15 protein-coding genes are annotated in these 17,605 nt (G+C 52.8%); 8 read left to right on the top strand and 7 right to left on the bottom strand.

Annotated features, from left to right (window positions below):
- The first annotated feature begins 12 nt into the window (after positions 1-12).
- The gene (locus ACR0AW_RS18985; RefSeq protein ID WP_480439449.1) at positions 13-417 is read left to right on the top strand and encodes a GFA family protein; all 405 of its coding nucleotides are present in this window, start codon (positions 13-15) and stop codon (positions 415-417) included.
- Positions 418-643: 226 nt separating this feature from the next.
- On the opposite strand, the gene ACR0AW_RS18990 is transcribed toward ACR0AW_RS18985, so the two are convergent.
- Complete coding sequence (locus ACR0AW_RS18990; protein WP_170734032.1) at positions 644-1,141, bottom strand: GNAT family N-acetyltransferase; 498 nt, start codon at positions 1,139-1,141, stop codon at positions 644-646.
- A gap of 273 nt (positions 1,142-1,414) precedes the next feature.
- Between ACR0AW_RS18990 and ACR0AW_RS18995 the strand changes: the two genes are divergently transcribed.
- From ACR0AW_RS18995 to ACR0AW_RS19005, 3 genes are all read left to right on the top strand, one after another.
- Positions 1,415-2,404: an AraC family transcriptional regulator gene (locus ACR0AW_RS18995; RefSeq protein WP_170734033.1), complete on the top strand. Its 990-nt coding sequence runs from the start codon at positions 1,415-1,417 to the stop codon at positions 2,402-2,404.
- Between the two features lie 124 nt (positions 2,405-2,528).
- A complete protein-coding gene (locus ACR0AW_RS19000; RefSeq protein ID WP_170734034.1) occupies positions 2,529-3,356 on the top strand; it encodes an oxidoreductase in 828 nt (275 codons plus the stop codon).
- A 47-nt stretch (positions 3,357-3,403) separates the two neighbouring features.
- On the top strand, positions 3,404-5,005 hold the full coding sequence (locus ACR0AW_RS19005; RefSeq protein ID WP_170734035.1) for an aldehyde dehydrogenase family protein: 1,602 nt from the start codon (positions 3,404-3,406) through the stop codon (positions 5,003-5,005).
- A 273-nt stretch (positions 5,006-5,278) separates the two neighbouring features.
- On the opposite strand, the gene ACR0AW_RS19010 is transcribed toward ACR0AW_RS19005, so the two are convergent.
- On the bottom strand, positions 5,279-6,301 hold the full coding sequence (locus ACR0AW_RS19010; RefSeq protein ID WP_170597719.1) for a permease: 1,023 nt from the start codon (positions 6,299-6,301) through the stop codon (positions 5,279-5,281).
- An 85-nt stretch (positions 6,302-6,386) separates the two neighbouring features.
- On the opposite strand from ACR0AW_RS19010, the gene ACR0AW_RS19015 reads away from it, so the two are divergent.
- On the top strand, positions 6,387-7,244 hold the full coding sequence (locus ACR0AW_RS19015; protein WP_170734036.1) for a LysR family transcriptional regulator: 858 nt from the start codon (positions 6,387-6,389) through the stop codon (positions 7,242-7,244).
- Positions 7,245-7,713: 469 nt separating this feature from the next.
- On the opposite strand, the gene ACR0AW_RS19020 is transcribed toward ACR0AW_RS19015, so the two are convergent.
- The 5 genes from ACR0AW_RS19020 to ACR0AW_RS19040 form a co-directional block, all read right to left on the bottom strand.
- Positions 7,714-8,385, bottom strand: a complete 672-nt coding sequence (locus ACR0AW_RS19020) for a response regulator transcription factor (protein ID WP_170516058.1) — start codon at positions 8,383-8,385, stop codon at positions 7,714-7,716.
- Positions 8,386-8,483: 98 nt separating this feature from the next.
- A complete protein-coding gene (locus ACR0AW_RS19025; protein ID WP_170734037.1) occupies positions 8,484-10,067 on the bottom strand; it encodes a sensor histidine kinase in 1,584 nt (527 codons plus the stop codon).
- A 1-nt stretch (position 10,068) separates the two neighbouring features.
- Positions 10,069-11,598, bottom strand: a complete 1,530-nt coding sequence (locus ACR0AW_RS19030; protein WP_170734038.1) for an ABC transporter ATP-binding protein — start codon at positions 11,596-11,598, stop codon at positions 10,069-10,071.
- Positions 11,595-12,659 (bottom strand): DUF1611 domain-containing protein, encoded by a 1,065-nt coding sequence (locus tag ACR0AW_RS19035; protein WP_170734039.1) that lies wholly within the window; start codon positions 12,657-12,659, stop codon positions 11,595-11,597. The genes ACR0AW_RS19030 and ACR0AW_RS19035 overlap by 4 nt, the downstream gene beginning before the upstream one ends.
- Before the next feature lie 225 nt (positions 12,660-12,884).
- On the bottom strand, positions 12,885-13,256 hold the full coding sequence (locus tag ACR0AW_RS19040) for an EF-hand domain-containing protein (RefSeq protein WP_170734040.1): 372 nt from the start codon (positions 13,254-13,256) through the stop codon (positions 12,885-12,887).
- A 1,142-nt stretch (positions 13,257-14,398) separates the two neighbouring features.
- Between ACR0AW_RS19040 and ACR0AW_RS19045 the strand changes: the two genes are divergently transcribed.
- The 3 genes from ACR0AW_RS19045 to ACR0AW_RS19055 all read left to right on the top strand — a co-directional run bounded on the left by ACR0AW_RS19045 (position 14,399) and on the right by ACR0AW_RS19055 (position 17,073).
- Positions 14,399-14,926, top strand: a complete 528-nt coding sequence (locus ACR0AW_RS19045; protein ID WP_480439453.1) for a roadblock/LC7 domain-containing protein — start codon at positions 14,399-14,401, stop codon at positions 14,924-14,926.
- A gap of 112 nt (positions 14,927-15,038) precedes the next feature.
- On the top strand, positions 15,039-15,716 hold the full coding sequence (locus tag ACR0AW_RS19050; protein ID WP_170734041.1) for a response regulator transcription factor: 678 nt from the start codon (positions 15,039-15,041) through the stop codon (positions 15,714-15,716).
- Positions 15,703-17,073: a sensor histidine kinase gene (locus ACR0AW_RS19055; protein WP_170734042.1), complete on the top strand. Its 1,371-nt coding sequence runs from the start codon at positions 15,703-15,705 to the stop codon at positions 17,071-17,073. The genes ACR0AW_RS19050 and ACR0AW_RS19055 overlap by 14 nt, the downstream gene beginning before the upstream one ends.
- The last annotated feature ends 532 nt before the right edge of the window (positions 17,074-17,605 follow it).

Genomic DNA, 17,605 nt, shown 5'->3' on the forward strand with positions numbered 1-17,605 from the left:
GCAAGTGCCGCTGTGCTCAGGTTCAATATCTTGGGCTACCACGGTGACCAAACATGGTCATGCTATTGCCACTGCGATAACTGCCGTCGGAATTGCGCCGCGCCGGTGGTTGCTTGGTTCGGTGTGCCGATAGAAAACTTTGAATGGACCGGTGCTAAACCCCGCACTTATGAAAGCTCCAAAGGCGTTTTCAGGCACTTTTGTGGAACTTGCGGGTCACCAATTGGGTTTGAAGCCGATCACTATCCAGGTGGTATGCACCTCTACGCTGCGTCGCTCGAAAACCCGGAAAATTTCGAACCGACATTTCACGTTAACAAGCAAAGCAAGTTGCCTTGGCTGCAAATGACTGATGATCTCGATGCATTTGAAGGTACGTTATTACACACACCTAACGACCCAGACGGATATCAGTAAATTTGGAAACCACCTGATTTTCCATATAGTGACTTTGTCCGCGAGGCAGTCTTTCGTACTCGTTCCACTGAAGGTCCATCACTCAACCAGAGATCGCTTCACATAAAACCGCTTCAACGACGTTAGTGGTTGGGTATGGCGCGGCAAGTCACCCAATGGTTGCGAAACCAGCCATTTGTGGTGCCAAACCGCCACGACCGCAATTCGGACGAAACCGACGTCGGGACTATAAAGTCTGAGGGTAAGTGGCCATAGGAAGGACTAGGCCCCAAGGAGTTTCCTCAGCAGGTCGCAATTCCTTGAAGCCAGCTTTCCTGTATGCAGCAATCGCGCGAACGTTTCCTGGGTGCGGGTCGGTGGCGATCACCGGTGCGCCCTCCTCAAAAAGTTTTTTGACCCTTTGTGTTATGAAGTTCGGTCCGTACCCCTTTCCAGCCATGTCAAATTCGCCAATGAACTGGTCAATGCCGCGCGATCCGTTAGGCAGATCAAAGAAATGATGATCATCCCAACCATGAACGGTGTAGTCTTGCATATATGCAAAGGGTTGATCGGAAAAACCAACAATCCACCTAGCAACCCGCGTGTCGTCGAAATCCTTGGGTTCACTGGGCTCAGTAGAATCCCACCATTCTCGGACATGAGGACGCGATTGCCAGTCTAGTAGCAGTTCAAGATCGGCAACTGTAGCACTGCGAAAAGTGAATGGCTCCGCATGTTTCATTTCGAAAAACTAGCACATTTGTAACTAGAAGAAATGGGCTCTTCACGGACCTAGCAGCCAGAGCAGCAACATAGTGTAACGTGAAAGGTCAACGTCGAGTTTTTGAGGAACACGATGCTGGGGCTTCGCTGTTGCTCTATCATATTGCGCCAAAGGACCATCAGAACACGCCAAAGGGTTTCAAGCCTCTGGCGCGGTGGAAATCACATGCGAATATAGGATGCGCTAATACACTCGCTTCAGGAGGCGAAATCGCCAAACCGTCTTTACCCAATGGCCAAGTCTATTACACAGTTGGCCAAGTTGTTGAAAATCTCGCCCGAGAAGGTGTTTCTCCGAGCCGGGTTTCCACGTGATTTCCTGTGCAACGAGGGCAAGGGGGTCACGCCCGCACAAGTTTTCGATCTGTGGCAGGCAGTTGAAGAAGAAGCCAAGCGCCCAGATTTGCCGCTCGTCTTGGGCAAACTCTTTGCTCATGCGCCGTTTACGCCCGCGATATTCTCTTTCTCCTGCTCGCCCGATGTAGGTACCGGGCTTCAACGTCTGTCAGTGTTCAAACCGTTGATGGCGCCGATCACTCTGGACCTCTCCGAGGACGATGATTGCCTGCACGTTGCCATCGGCTCTGTCGATACCGCCATTCCAGTCCCACCGCGAATGCTCTGGTTCGAAGCACTTTACCTGCTGGAGTGCGCGCGTTGCCACACTGCCGAGCATATCGTGCCAGCACACGTGAAGCTTCCAGTCATTGAACATCCGGGTGAGGAATTACTTTCGTATCTGGGACGCCACCCAACTCCCGGCGCAAGCATTTCCCTTCGTCGCGAAGACGCGGACCTGCCCCTGATCACTGAAAACGAGGAAGCCTGGCCGGAATTTGAAAAGCAACTTCGTCGCAAGATGGAGTCTTATGAAACGGACACGCCCATCGTGATGCGCGCCAAGCGGGCTCTACATGACATGTTGCCTTCCGGTGAGGCAAATATTGAGGCGATGTGCAAGAGGATGGCCATGTCCAAGCGCACGTTGCAACGCCAACTGAAGGAGCAAGGTGAGACCTTCCAAACTCTGCTGGAATCAACCCGTTTAGAACTGGCGATGCACTATCTGAGTGAGGAGGGGCTGAACGTCGAGGAAATCTCTTATTTGCTGGCATACCGCGAGCCGAACTCATTCTATCGCGCGTTCCAAGGCTGGACCGGCATGACCCCGGCCGAGGCGAGGGATATGTGGGAACTTAGTCCGCGCCCACAAAACAAGTGAACTGCCGCGCTATCGTAAGCTCCAATCTGCGTTTGTATCCGGAGATTCCGAACGCATCGACTTGGGCCAAACGGAGCAAGTGATCCGGAACAAGACAAGTTGTCCAAAACAATTGGAGAAAATAATGGCAAACACACTGCAAGTTGCGCTCGTTACCGGTGCATCGTCGGGCATGGGTAAAGTGATCGCTAAGCAACTGATCAAGGATGGATTGACTGTCGTCGTTGCCGCCCGACGGGTGGAGCAAATGAACGATCTGAAAGCGCTCGGCGCGCATCCTGTTGCCATGGATGTCTCAGATGAGGCCAGTCGCAAATCCGCTGTCGCTGAGATCACCAACAAGTTCGGCGGCGCGGATGTGCTGGTGAACAATGCGGGTTTTGGACTTTATGGTGCGGTCGAGGACGTGCCGATCGACGAAGCACGTTATCAGATGGACGTGAACCTGTTCGGTGCGGCCGCGTTGATACAGGAACTGCTTCCCTACATGCGCGAGAAACGTGCGGGTAAGATCATCAACATAACGTCGATGGGCGGCAAGATTTATACGCCCTTGGGTGCTTGGTATCATGCCTCGAAACACGCTCTCGAAGGTTTGTCTGACTGCCTGCGCCTTGAGCTGAAACAGTTTGGTATTGACGTGGTTGTGGTCCAACCCGGCATCATTCAAACCTCTTTCGGAAATGTTGTTGAAGGCCCGATGCTGAAGTTTTCGGGCAATACGGCCTATGGACCGATGGCCAAAACCGTCGCCAAGGCAACCGCCGAAAACTACAAGGATGGTGGCGGCTCGTCTCCACAAGTGATTGCAGATGTTGTGTCCCGGGCGGTGAAGGCCCGCAGACCCAAGACCCGCTACGCCGCCGGTAAATACGCAAGCTTGATGATGGGCGTCCGCAAATGGTTGGGCGACCGTGCTTTCGACCGGATGGTCATGTCGATCGCTCGCTGATCCTGCTTTTCCCAACTCGCTCCGACCGAACACTTAAGGACAATTAGATGAAAGCCGACGACGCCATTATGCACCTGAACCCGCAGAAATGGGCCGACACCTCACCCGCTGAGAGGTTAGCCCTACTGGAAGCTGTGCGCGAAAACCTAAAGAAATTTGGCGATGAACTCGCCGCCTCGGACACTGCGATGAAAAATGGTCAGATGGGCGAAGAGATTTATACTGACCCGTTATCAAAGATCGCCACGATTGTTCCGATGGCCAATACCGTTTCTGCTGCCATCGACGTTTATGAAGGCATCGTGCATGGAAAGATGCCGGAACCGATCAGCATCACCAAAGTTGGTAATGATCGCTATGACATTGCGGTCTTCCCAATCGACACCAAGGACAAGCTGATGAACGGCGACCGGAAGGATTTCATTCGGGTCAATGGCGAACCGAAGCAAGTGAATCCGATGGACAAATCTGCCGGGATCACCGCCGTATTGGGCGCAGGGAACTATTCGTCGTCTTTGGAGATGCTCAAGGCAATCTTCTTCGACAACAAGGTCGTGGTGCACAAACCACACCACCTGAATGCCGATAGCGATAAGGTTTGGGAAAAGGTCATGGCCCCGCTGATCGATCATCAAGCCCTGGCTTTCGCTGATCACGACCAAGGCCGTGTGCTGACGACTGATACCAGGATCGACAAGATCTACTTCACGGGCGGTGCGGGTGCCGCCAAAGCAATTCAAAGTGCCACCCAGGCCGAATTGATCTCCGAATGCGGAGGCAACAACCCGGTGATCATCGTGCCGGGCGACCGCCCTTGGACCGATAAGGAAATCGCTCATCAAGCACACCAGATCGTCACGATTAACAAGCTCAACGGTGGAGCTGTCTGCGGTCGGGTTCAAACATTGGTAACCTCGAAACACTGGGCCCAGCGGGATAAGTTCCTGGATGCCATTCGCAAGGCGATCGTCGAAGACACGCCCGCCGAGGGCACCTATTATCCGGGGGCTGGCGAGGTGAAAGACGGGTTCCTCAACGCCTATCCGCAAGCTGAGCAGCTGTCACCGGAGGGCGGTCTGTTCAAGGCGGCTGAAAACCTGCTGATCACCGGGATCGAAGTGGACAGTTATGGCACACGCAACCAGGCTTTCTGCCAGATCACAGGTGAGGTGCCGTTGGACGTGCCTGCCAACGCTACCGAATTCCTGCCCGCTGCAGTTGCCTTCTGCAATGAAAAGCTGCTTGGCACGTTGGGCAGCGCAATCCTAATCGACGAGGACACCAAGAAAACGCATCAGGCTGCTCTGGACCGAGCGATAACTGATATGGAATACGGCGCAATTGCCGTAAACGCCATGCCACCATTCATCTTCCTTTCACCCTGGTTGACATGGGGCGGCAACGAAGAAGGCAAGGAGTTCGTCTCGGGAGTCGGCAATTTCGGCAACGCCATGTGCTTCGAGAATGTCGAGAAATCGATCTTGACTGCTGGCTTCATGTCGCCTGGTCACATGATAAAAACCAACAAGGGCGCCTTTGACACGCTGGCTACGGAAATGGCCAATTATGCGGTTGAGCCATCCTGGCGAAACCTAACATGCCTGATGGGTGGTGCTATCATGGGTGGTTTCCGTCGGAAGGATTTCTGAGGCCAGTAACCCGGAGCCACGGTGCGTTGTACGTGATGACCCTAATACCATTTTGGCGGTAGGGTTTGAGGTTGTGGGCGTTTTTTCAAAATGCTGGATTGGGCGGTTTTGCGACTCTCGCGACCATTGGGGGCAGGCAGTTACCTTCTGATAGAGGCGTTTGATTATGTTAAGGACGACCTACCCCGGACGTTCAACTCGAGTTTTGAGATTTCCGTGTTGGCGGGCAGAATAGCCATTCTTTGACCGCGTGCATTTAATTGGCGTTGGCTCTTAGACGATCCACTCAAAGGCATACCCGGCTCCAATCGACCCGAAGACAGCAAGCAACAGATATAACATGAATGGCTTCAGTTTGAGCACCGGTGCGATGGCCATTGCACCCCAGATGCTGACTACGCCACCCGATACAAGGAAAGCCATCGCTGCGCCTTCGGACATGCCGTTGTCGATCAGCCCTCGCGTCAGTGGGAGTGCCGCGTACCCGTCGATATAGGCTGGGGCACCAATGAAGACAGCGGCGGGTATGGCCCACCATTTGTCTTCCCCGACATATACTGCTAGCGATCCGGGCGTCAGTGCCGTGTTCAGGGCGTACTCGGCTGCAAACGCCGGAATCAGGCAAATTAGGATAAGCCGACTGGTTGCCGAGAACTGTTTGCCAAAGGAACGTCGTCTCGCCTCGGACCTCCATACCCAAGGATCAAAGGGCTGACCTTCGCCGCATCGCGCAGCACTTAGTTGGCGAGCGAGATCATTATCGCGAAGCGCATTCATTGCCCAAGGCGCCCTGGAAAATAGCCCGGTAATCGCCCCCCCGAATACACCCAATCCGAAAGCTGCAAGAGTTTTGCCAATCGCAAAGCTCAGACCCAATGTTGCGGCGGTGGTCGCGAGCATCGCCGGGTCCGTTATCGGAGAGGACAGCCAGAATGCCATGATCGGTGCAAGCGGTACACCTGCAGCCAGCAACCCAGCCATTAACGGCAACACTGTAACACCGCAGACGGGCGTAACAGCTCCGATCAGCGACGCGGCCAACACCGATCGAAATGTCCTGCCCTCAAAGGCAGCAGCAATATGAGTGTCCGCGCTGCTGGCAATGATCCAGGCCGCAAGGATGATACCCGGAATGACGATTGGGGCGACGACAATCAAGCCCAAGACGACAAACTTTACAGCGTTTGCCGCGTGTTCCGGCCAAACAAGACAGACACCCGACAACAGCACCAGAGAAACGCCCCACATCAGATTTTTCCGGGTAGATGGTCGATGGGCAGCGGTTTGATCGGACATTACCTACTCCTTTGAACTTGAAAATTAGAGTGGCACGAGCCATCTTTGAAACGAATAGTTTCAATTTCAGATATTGGAAAAACAGATGGAGAATCTGGATAGCGATCTTTTGCGAACCTTCGTCGCCGTGGCTGAGGCTGGCAGTGTCACGGATGGTGCAGCTCGTATCCACCGGTCCCAATCTGCAACGAGCCTTCAGATCAAACGCCTGGAATCCATTCTGGGCCGCCCTGTTTTTGATCGGCATGGTCGCGGGGTTGTGTTGAGCGATGCGGGGCAGACGTTGCTGTTCGTTGCGAAAGACGTGACGGCCCGCCTCGACGCGGTACAGCGGGAGATTTCACACAATTCTGTGAGCGGAAAACTACGCTTGGGCATACCCGACGATCACGGGCGCGCCAAACTCGCGACGATTATTGCGGCGTTTACCAGTCATCATCCTAAAGTCGAACTGGAGGTCACCTGCGCCTTGAGCGCACATTTTCCTGATGCGCTCGACAAAGAGCTGTTGGACCTTGCGGTTTACGAGGTCGAAACTCCATCTGGTTTTGAGGAACTCCTTTATGAAGACCCGACTTGTTGGGTGTCTTCGGCACATCGGGATTTTTCAGCCGATGAAGTCCTACCAGTGGCCCTTTTCGATGAAGCGTGTTGGTGGCGCGACGCTGCAATCAGTTCGTTACAAGCCCGCAGAAAGCCATACCGTATCGTCTATTCGAGCCAAAGCGTTTCTGGCGTGATTGCAGCGGTAGAGGCAGGGATCGCGGTTGGATTGTTGGGCCGGTCGTCGCTTCACATCGGGCTATCCGTGGTCAACGAGACATTGGGATTTGGTAGCACACCTGCCTCCAAACTTGTGATGACTTCAGGCAGACCGAAAGGGCATGGGCCGCAGGACGCAATGAAAGCTGCTATTCGAACGGCATTCTTGTCCAGAGCATGATGGGCCGTTCTAGCCCTTTTCCAACCTTCTTTGCATGAAGGATCAATGGCCGCTTGCAGGTGAATTGAAGCAATGGACGTTGGGCGCGATGATTAGCTGACCACTCAACCAAAGATCGCTTCACAAAATTCTCTATGCCATCACGTATGTCATCCAAATGAACGGTCTGCTGGCGGAAGATGGTGAGATCGGTCAATAAACGCTGCATCAGGTACTGATGCTGAACAGAGCTGTCACGGCAGCCTTTGGGGAGGGCAAGAAAGTATTAAGCAGCGCCAACGAAAGTAGTCTGACTCGCCACATGTCGCGCTTTCTTCTGGCGAGGCGGCGGTGGGTCCAATCGTGGGAGGGCAATGTCTTAACCTGTCTGAATGCCGGGAATGTCGGCTATGAACAAACGTGACCATCTTCTAGAATACTGAACTTGTCGCGGCCAACTAACCTACAGACTAAGTTCTCAGTGTGCTGGTCAACTCATCCTATACCCAACATTTCTAAGCGTAACGATCCGCTGACCCTCGCTTCCAATTTTGCGCCGTAGGCGACCAACGTAAACATCGACGACGTTGGTTAATGGATCTTCGTTCATGCCCCATACGGAGTTTAGGATGCGCTCTCGGGACAGAACCCGACCCACATTTGTTAGAAATAGTAGAAGAAGATCGCGTTCTTTTTTAGATAACTGAACCTCCTTGCCAGCCACGGTCACGTGAAGGGAGCGTCTGTCAAAGCTCAGGGTTCCGCATTTGATGACGGTGTCTCCGAGATCGCTGGCATAATTGTTGGCGCGCCGGTGCAGGGCTTCAATGCGCGCGATGAGTTCGTCGAAGTCAAACGGTTTCGGAAGATAGTCGTCAGCGCCAATTTTCAATCCTTCGACCCGTTCTTCGGGGCTGTCCAATGCGGTTAGCATCAGGATGGGGATTTTGGATTTACGGGCGCGCAACTTGCGGCAGACATCCTGCCCTTGAATTCCCGGCAGCATCAGATCCAAAAGGATGACATCGTATTCGCCTGTGGTCACGTGCTCTAGAGCTTCTTCCCCGCTTGAGGCATGATCGACGGTCCAGCCTTCTGCGGACAAACCACGACGGATGAAATCGGCAACGCGTACCTCGTCTTCCACAAGTAGAATATTCATGTCAGCCTCAATTCGCTCGGTGCTTCAATCCATCACAATGCCAAAAGGAGTATGGCCGCTTCGGTTCTGGAAACAGAAATTCAGATATACAAAAAACATCAGCCCATCTCTCGCCACGTATCTGATTGCACAACTTTCATCCGTGGCCCTTTGGGCAGTGTTAAGACAATTTTCAAACCACCCTTTCGACGGTCCTGAAGGTCAACGGTTCCACCATGGGCCTCGACAATTGATTTGACGACTGGAAGGCCAAGACCGCTGCCCTCGATTCCCTGACCCGAGGCGTTCGAACCCCTATAGAAGCGGTTGAATGCCTGGGACTTTTCTGCAGCGCTTAAACCGGGCCCGTTGTCTTCGATTGTAATTGAGCAAGAGGCGAGGCCCTCTTCCAGCTTGGCCTCGATCGTAGGACCGCCATAGCGCCGGGCGTTTTGCAGCAATGCCAAAAGGGACTGGCGCAGGCGAACTTCGTCGACCGAAGCGACAACTTTGTCCTTGGGCGTTTCAACCTGAACCGGCTCAGGGAACATGGCGATGGCATCGTGCAATACCTTTCGCAAGTCGGTCTTCCTGCGATCAAGCCGAAGCTGACCCGCCTCGAACCTTGCCACCGTCAACATATCGTCGACGATCTGATTGGTGTGCTTGGCAGAATCCCGGATACGGGCCAGGGAATCTGAGACTTCTTCGGACAGCTTGTCAGATGTCCTTAATGTGACATCGGCCTCGCCAAGTATGATCGCCAGTGGCGTGCGCAATTCGTGGCTTATGTCGGCCATCAGCTGTTTGCGGTTTTCTTCCCCGGTCTCAAGTTTGTCGATGAGTTGCTGGAGCTCGGACGTTCTTGCCGCGACGGTTTGTTCAAGTTGTCTTTTTTGTTCCGCGCGGCCGGCTTCACGTGCGGCCAAACCTTCGGCCATGCTATTCAGAACGGTACCGAGTTCCCTGAACTCGCGACTGCCACCAAGCCTCACAGGCTCAGAGTAGTCGGCCCTGCGCAGATGGCCGATACCTTCGGCAAGTCGGATCAAAGGCTTCCTGATCTGACGATTGAATGACACGAGGGCCACCAGAAGCACTCCAATGGCAGCTGCCACAATCATGTAGACCAATCGTTTGTTCCATTCCCTGAAAACCGTGGCCTCTGTCAGAACGTCTTCGACTTCCTCGATCTCTTCATCAAGCGCGGATTTAATTTTTCGGTCAAGTTCGTCATCGATGTCTCCGTCCAGAAGGGCTGCCAGACGTTCGATGCGAACAAAGGTTTCAACCGGGCTGCCTTCTGCTGTGAGGCTGGCAATGGCTGCGTTCACGGATTCAATGTCGTCCTCAATCTGATCGAGCAGTTCCAGTTCTTCGATTTCCTCGTCGCCGACCATTTGGATTTCGCGCGCGATGACATTTCGAATGTCTTCAAGAGTTTTCGCGATTTTAACTTGCAGCTCTGCTTCCCGGGCACCGTCATCCCGATCCCCGATCAGAAGCGCGTCGCCATGTTGTTTGAACAGGCGGTAAAGGTCTGCCTCAAGCCGGAGATGGAGCCCATAAGATTCTTGAGCCAGCAATATCCGGGCGTCCCACCAACGGGTTTTTTCCAGACTGTAGAGGGTCAGTCCCGCAAGCCCGCACAGAAACCCGACGAGAACAGCGGCGTATACTCCAAACAGGGTGGATGAGCGCATATCAAATGACCTTTGAATTCTCATTCAGATTAGAGGTGACGTGATCATCGGCCAATATTATCGTTGCCGACGAAAGCTCTTGAAACGCCGCGAGCAGTTCAGCTTGTTGATGTCGGCAGGCAGCCCACCTGATTGAGGAGATTACAACAACTTCGGCCTCGCACAGTACAGCGCGCGCAAGATCTAGCCGCAAAGTTTGATCAGATGACAGCCCGTGGCCGTTTTCAGCGATACGTTGGTCAAGACCTTCGGGGGCCATGAGCAAGTCGGATAGACCTAATAGCCTCAGCACTTTCGCGATTCTGCGGTCGCTGGGCCGTTTCCGGCACATCAAGGTTGCGGATCGGCGCAAACTGCCCTGAAGCCCGATATGGACGTCTCCGATGAGCGCGAGTTTTGGTGGAATTTGATGCTCACCATAGCGCACTTCAATGCCCTCATAAGTGTCAAAGCCCGCGATACATCGCGCGAGCTTACTGGCGTACGGTCCCGTCAACTCTGAGGTCCTGTTCGGTTTGGCAACAAATGTGAAAGGTGCTTCGTCAAGTTTTCCGGTGACGTTAATGACTACGGCATCGGTTTGTTGTGCGACGTTTCGATTGACCGTTGGCTCCGAAAGAAGCCGTTGAGCTTTCTCGCGCGCAACGCGCCAGGCACAGTGATGATCCCAAGCACTCGCGAGATTTTGTAACGGAAGCGCGATCAATGCCATCACAGCAAGGCAGGCCGCAACGGTCGCAGGGGCGATGCCTGTTTGGCCAGCTTGCCAAAGCATCAAGAGACTCACGAATGCTACACCCAATTGCAGGATCGCCTGAAGGCCAACCACGCGGCCACGGCGTGCCAGCGCATCATGGCGCAGCGTTGCACCTTGCGTGTCTAGCTTCTGTAATTCGCGGTCTGTCCTGCCCATTAGGTCGAGTTCAGGGGCAATCGCAATCCGCTCGATCATGGAGATCGCAATGCTGGCCCGGCGCCGGCGCAGTCTTCGGTGCCTATGCTCAAGATGCCAGGCCATTGCCGCTGCTAGCAGCAGAGTCAGACCAAGTGCTGCCATTCCACTGACCGCAAGTACGGGATTTAGATAAAATAGAATGGCTGCGGCGCCTGGGATTATAACTGCCGCAGAACAGACGCTTGGTAAACCGCGTCCAAACCAAATGCGGGCTGCTGACAAATCACCAACAAACCTTAAGGACAGCGCGCCGACTCGGCGTCTCTCATGGCGCGATTTGGGAAGTTTTGCGATCTGCTGATAGAGCGCACGCCGCAATGAGATCGCATAGCTTTGGCCGAGCGCTTCCGCACGATATCGGCACAGGAACAGACAGGCAGCAGTGCCTACACCGGAACCGGCCAATTGCAATACGGTCTCTATGGCAAGCGCATGTCCCGCGTGTATCGCCCCAAACGCGTCCCGTGTCGCGAAAGCAGCAAAGGCTAGTGCAACCGCTTGAAAGACACTGCTTGATACCACGAGGACCGCATCGATGATGCGATCCCGTGTGGCCAATCTGGGGAGGGGGGTCATGCGGCCACGTTCTCTGGTTCATGCCGCATCAGGGGGGCAACATGTTGGGCGATCATTGCAGGCGACCAAAGGTCTTCACGCGACAGGATCGGGCACCCGGTGGCTTCGAGCGCTTCGGCCGAGGCGAGGGGTGAGCAACTTACCTTCCCGGAAATCGCAAATGGGCTTAGCCCAACCCGTTTAAGCACGGTGACGCCGCCTAATGCGCTCAGCGCATCTGGTGCTGCAAACAGGATGCCATCCAGACGATCCCGAATGCGTGAGGATCGGAGTATTGCGCGGGTTTCCTGTTGGAATACGCCATCTGCGATTTCTACAACCACCACCTCGGCCCCTCGCGATGCGGCTGTCGCGACCAGAGTGTCAAAGCCGGTTTCGATCTTCTCCAGAGGCATCCGATAGGTTGATGCCATCCCGACATCCGTAAAATCAAGCGCGGGCGCGCCTGCATCCTCAAAACTGTTGAAATCGCCAAAGGCCCCGGTGCCTGTGGCTTTGACACCCGACGCAGAATATCCCGCACGCGTCAAGCCATGCCCCAGGCTTGACGCAGCGGTTGTCTTGCCGGAATTCATCGATGCCCCAAAAACGCCGATAACAGTCACTTGGTTATTGGCCGGCAATTGGGGCAGAGCATAGTCCGCGATATTGATCACCCGATCTTTGGCGTCGGTGAGAAGGCCTAGGGGTTTCAACCGTGTGGGGTCCTCCATACGGATATGCGCGGCATCCACCCGGCCCGCTACGCCGCCGCCCGCAACCAGATCGATGAGATCATCGTCGACAACGGCACTGGCAAGAAACTGGTCTGGCGCATAGCGATCACCTAGGCACAAAACAACAAAATCGCCTGGATAGCTGGTCGAAACACGCCGTTCGGCTAGCTGTATTTTCTTGTGGTGCCCGATCTCGACGATCTCGCAGAGGATCAGATCACCTGCTTTTGCGTTGCTCATCTCAGTGCTGAGCCCGTGAACATCCGACCGATCAACGCGGCGGGTTGTGAATGCCCATTTTGCGATTTCACAAGCGCTGAGGGGGATTGGGGGAAACTGTTTCATGTTTTGCTCCGTGGCTGACGTGTCCATGGTTTCATCTTGTCAGCACCGTGTGAGAAAGGTTGCAAAGGTGCATGAAGGGACGTGGTGCGATTGAATGAACAGCAGATGAACGCGATGTTTGAGCGGGGGAATTGGGCGCGAGCTTAGATCCGTAGCGGCCCCAAAATCCCGGGTTGGCAGAGAAAGACGGATTGAGCGTAACACCCAACGTCGGGTGGCCGGCGATCAGTCGTCATCGCCGTCATTATCCCCATTGTCGTCCCCGCTATCATCTCCACCGTCATCATCACGGTCGTCACCGCCACCCTTTCTGCCAGAGCCGTCATTGCCGTCATCTCGCTCTCCTCCGTTCCGATTTCCCCGATCTTCACGCTCGTCTCGATCATCATTCTTCCTGTCCGAGCTTTGCCGTAATTCCCTGATCGTAATGCGGCTGTCACCATTTCGGTCGATATCCTCAATCAATCTGCGCGCACCTGCTTCTCCGAATGCAGCCACAAGTTCATTGAAGCTAAGAACGCCGTCAGAGTTTGTATCGACAGAGCGAAAGCTCGCTGTCTGTGCAGTGGCTTTGCCCGATAGACCAATCCCGATCATCAAGATAAGAGCGAAAATGAACGAATAGAACGTATGGCCGGATGTCCTTATTCTGCACTTTGTCGCCTCGCGTCGATCTAACAACAAAGATATCCCTTTAACCGACGTTTGTTCCTTGAGATTCAAATATTTCTATCTCAGTAGGACAAGATAGCGCGCTCGGATGAAGCGCTGATATTCTGCTGATGAACGTCAGATGAATTTTGGTGACGCTATGGAGTGCTTTGCAGATTGTTTGGCGTGGAATTTTAATTAGGGTTTTCGCTGGCTAAATTTATCAGATGATAAATTAACTATACTTTGCAGCCGCGTGAGTTATCGGGTCCGATATGTTTAATTAATGTCAGCTTGCAACAGACCTTCAGTCAGTTCACTTCCCAACTGAGAGTATTTAATACTTTCGTATTAAGTGCTTCTACCCGAAAAAACCTAGAGGCTTGTCAATTGTTTTTATGGAGCTTGACCAGTTCGTGATAGCTTCTTAGTTGGTTGTACCATCGCATAACTCGTCAGTAAGTCTGGCGACTTTATTAAATATACCAACAACTTGCTTGGTCTCACCGTTAGAAGGCATACCAAGAGATTCAACGTTAAGCCACAGCCGACGTCTGAATGCTCGCACGGTCAGTTGATCAACCATTTGCTCCGAAGCTTCCATTTTTCGTCAACGTAAAAAATAAATTCTTACAAATGTTTAAGCTTTATGAAAGGTCGGTTAAAACTCTGAATACTCTACGGACCACTTAGTCGTTTGGTAACGAGGCGAAGGTCTGATGCTGAGTTCTGTTTTATCCGTTTTGGCGGGCGTTCTTTTTGAGCTCGGTCATTTGTGGCCCGCATTCCTTCTTGGTTCGGAAAGTGTACTGGCTTTTACAACCAACACTGCCCAATATTTGGTCCTTGCCTGCGTTGTCGCACTGAGTTTTTTGCACAGAGGGCACAATAACTCCCGAGACCCTAGCGCAGCAGTTTTGAAAGTGACATCAGAACCCAAGTGTCTTCCCCGTCAAGGGACAGGCGATCTTCCTTGTTTGGATGACAGATTGGTTGATCAGCTGTTTCTTCACGCCCAAGCAGTTCGAAGCAACAGGCACCCAGTTCGACATTCTACTTCCACGATCACAGCGAGAATTGGATAGCAAATGTCGAGACACAAGGGTGATGCCACCTCTGTGCTGGCCAGATTTGGCGAAAGGTTTGGCTTGGTTCAAAAACTCGTCATTACCATCCCACCTGCAAACAATAGGACTCGTCCAATCAATCAAATGCGCGGTGCGGGTCAGATCAACAATTCTAAGGCCAAAAAGGAGCCAAACATGTCGTTGGACATTTCTAAACTAAGTGAAATCAAAGGTCTTCTGGGGGCGTGCCTCGTCGACAGCGATACAGGCCTTACTTTAGGCACAGAAGGCGGTTCCAAGTTTGATCTTGATACCGCCGGGGCAGCGAATGTTGAAGTCGTCCGTGCCAAACTTCAGGCAATTGAAGCTTTGAAACTTAACGATACCATCGAAGACATTCTGATCACGCTTGGCAAACAGTTTCATCTGGTTCGTCCACTCGACAAAAACCCAAACATTTTTGTGTATGTCGCGTTGGATAAGAAGACCGCCAATCTGGGGCTCGCCCGATTGCAAGTAAAAGCTGTTGAAGAAACGCTCAGCCTCTAGCCTGCAACGAAATGCCAAATGGACTTAGCCATCCCGTTATGGCTGAGTTCACTTAACCCCGCATTGGTAACTGCGACAAACGGATCCAACGGTAATGTCGGAGGTCTTAAAAATGAAAATACTCGTCGCAGAAGACGACAAAAAGACCGCCGAATTTGTCAATTCCGGGCTGAGATCGAACGGTTTCAGTGTGGAGTGGTATGATGATGGTCGAGATGCTCTCTCATATTGTTTGTACAACGAATGTGACGCTATAGTCTTAGACCGTATGTTGCCCGGAATGGATGGTCTCTCTGTTCTCAAAGCCTTGAGGGCCGCGAAGAAACAGACCCCAGTTTTGTTCCTCACATCAATAGGCGACGTTCAGGACAGAGTTGAGGGTTTGACCGAAGGTGCGGATGACTACCTGGTTAAGCCTTTTCATTTTTCAGAACTTCTGGCGCGCCTAAACAGCATTATCAGACGACAGCCGACCAGCATTGCCTCAACTGGGCTTCAAGTCCACGATCTTTCGATGGATCTGCTCAGCAGGGTGGTGAAAAGGCAAGACGTTACAATAGACTTATTGCCCCGTGAATTTGCGCTGTTGGAAGTTTTGATGCGGAATGCCGGTCGGATCGTGACACGCAACATGCTTTTGGAGCAAGTCTGGGACTACAACTTTGATCCAAATTCGACCGTGATTGAAACGTATATAAGTCGCCTGAGGTCGAAGATCGACAAACCCTTCGAGACGCCACTTTTGCACACGTCTCGAAACGTTGGATACAGCCTTCATGGGCCGCTCTAGCATTCTCTCAGGTGCTCCGTTCCGATCGGCTTGTTTCGCGGCATTGATAGTCTGGATCATAACTGCTGTGTTTGGCTCTGCTGTCTACTTAGCGCTTGCAGACAGGCTTCGTAGTGATCTCCAGCAACAGATCCTCGATGAAGAGCTCCTGCTTCATGAGATTTTGCTGGACGGCGGCTCAGAAGCAGTTCAGCGAGCAATTGAACATTTGAATAGTCCCATTCGAACTGGGCTTCACGTAGTCGCGCTGTTCGACCAGAACGGTTCTGCACTTGCTGGATCAGTTGCGAAAACGCCCGATACGATAGGTTGGCACGAAGTCGATCCGGATTTTTTGCAAATCGGTGGGACCGCCCCCGTCTATCTTCTCCATGTATCAGAGTATCTTGGGTATCGCACAGTGGTCGCTCGCAGCCTGACACCACCTAATCAGGCTTTGAAAGACCTTTGGGAAGGGTTGTTGCTGCTGACGCTTTCGACAACTGCCGCTGTCCTGGGGCTGGGCTATTACTTCAGCGCTCAAGACCATCGAAAACTTCAAAGGATTGAGCGAACCCTCGACCAGGTCTTTCAAGAAGATATCAGCCTTCGTCTTCCCGTGTCAGATACAAGCGACCTAAGCGATCGAATTTGCCATATGATCAACCGACGTCTCGACTGGATTTCGAGCTCACTCAACTGTGCTCAATCCACTGCGGTCACAATTGCCCGCGATTTGAGGAGTCCTTTGGCGAACGGGTTCATGGCTTTACAAAAGGTATATAGCGAAGTTGAGAATGATGGTGACCCGCGACCAAGCCTCGACGAATTAGAGAAAAACCTTAGGCACATCAGAACCGTCTTCGACACAATACTCAGAGTATCTCAGATCGAGGCAGGCGAGCATGAGATAAGCTTCCAAACCGTCAATTTGAGTGCACTCGTTGAGAATGTGGCAGAGGCGTTTCATCCGGTCGCCGTCGAAGCAGGTAAACACATCACCGCTGACTACAACGCCGACACGATTTTGATACGGGGCGACGAAAACATGCTGAAACGGCTGCTCGTCAATCTTGTAAACAACTCACTCCGGTTTTGCCATTCTGGATGTTGGATCAGGATTTCCCTTACGGCCACGACTGAAGCGATACAGCTGGTTGTCGAAGACAACGGACCGGGGGTTCCGGATCCACAAATCAGCAAGATTTTTGACGCGTTTTTCCGAGTTGGCCACCCAAAAAACGACACCGGAAATGGGCTTGGCCTATCGCTTGTTAAGGCCATCGCAATGCGGCACGGCGCACTTATCACCGCAGAAAACAACAAACCGGGCCTGCGGGTATGTGTGAGTTTTGGGAAGCCCCCGATTGCGGCTTGAACACAAGCTGAAGATTTGTGCTGCTTATAATTCTAACCATCACCTGGACCACTCAAACCTGAAAGCTCAACCTCTTTGATCGGAAACACAATGATGAAAAATGCAATATTCCTAATGGCATTCTTGCCCGCGAGTGCGGCGACGGCAGGCGAGACAATATTCCAATGCACGTCAGAAACTAACGGAGAAGTAGTTCAGGTTTTTCAGGATGCCGACCTCTCAGAAGCGCGACTGATTGTACAGGATAGAGAAGGCACAGCCTCTGTCGCACACGGCCTGGACGGCGTAACATTTATCCACATCAAACCCGACGAAGTCTGGACGATGGTGCTCCATTTTCCAACCATGACCTATGAGTTGTCCACTCATGGTGCCACACCAATCGAAGATCACGGACATTGCACAAAGAGTGGATGATCAACACAAATCACTCGGTGTTCATCGGGTAGATCGCAATAACCTTTCAAAAACGTAAGGATGGTGAAAACCCGCTGGCAAGATCATGTTGCAGAAGATGCTGTCAGGTTCGGAA

The sequence above is a fragment of the Ruegeria sp. C5 genome (genome assembly GCF_056537605.1).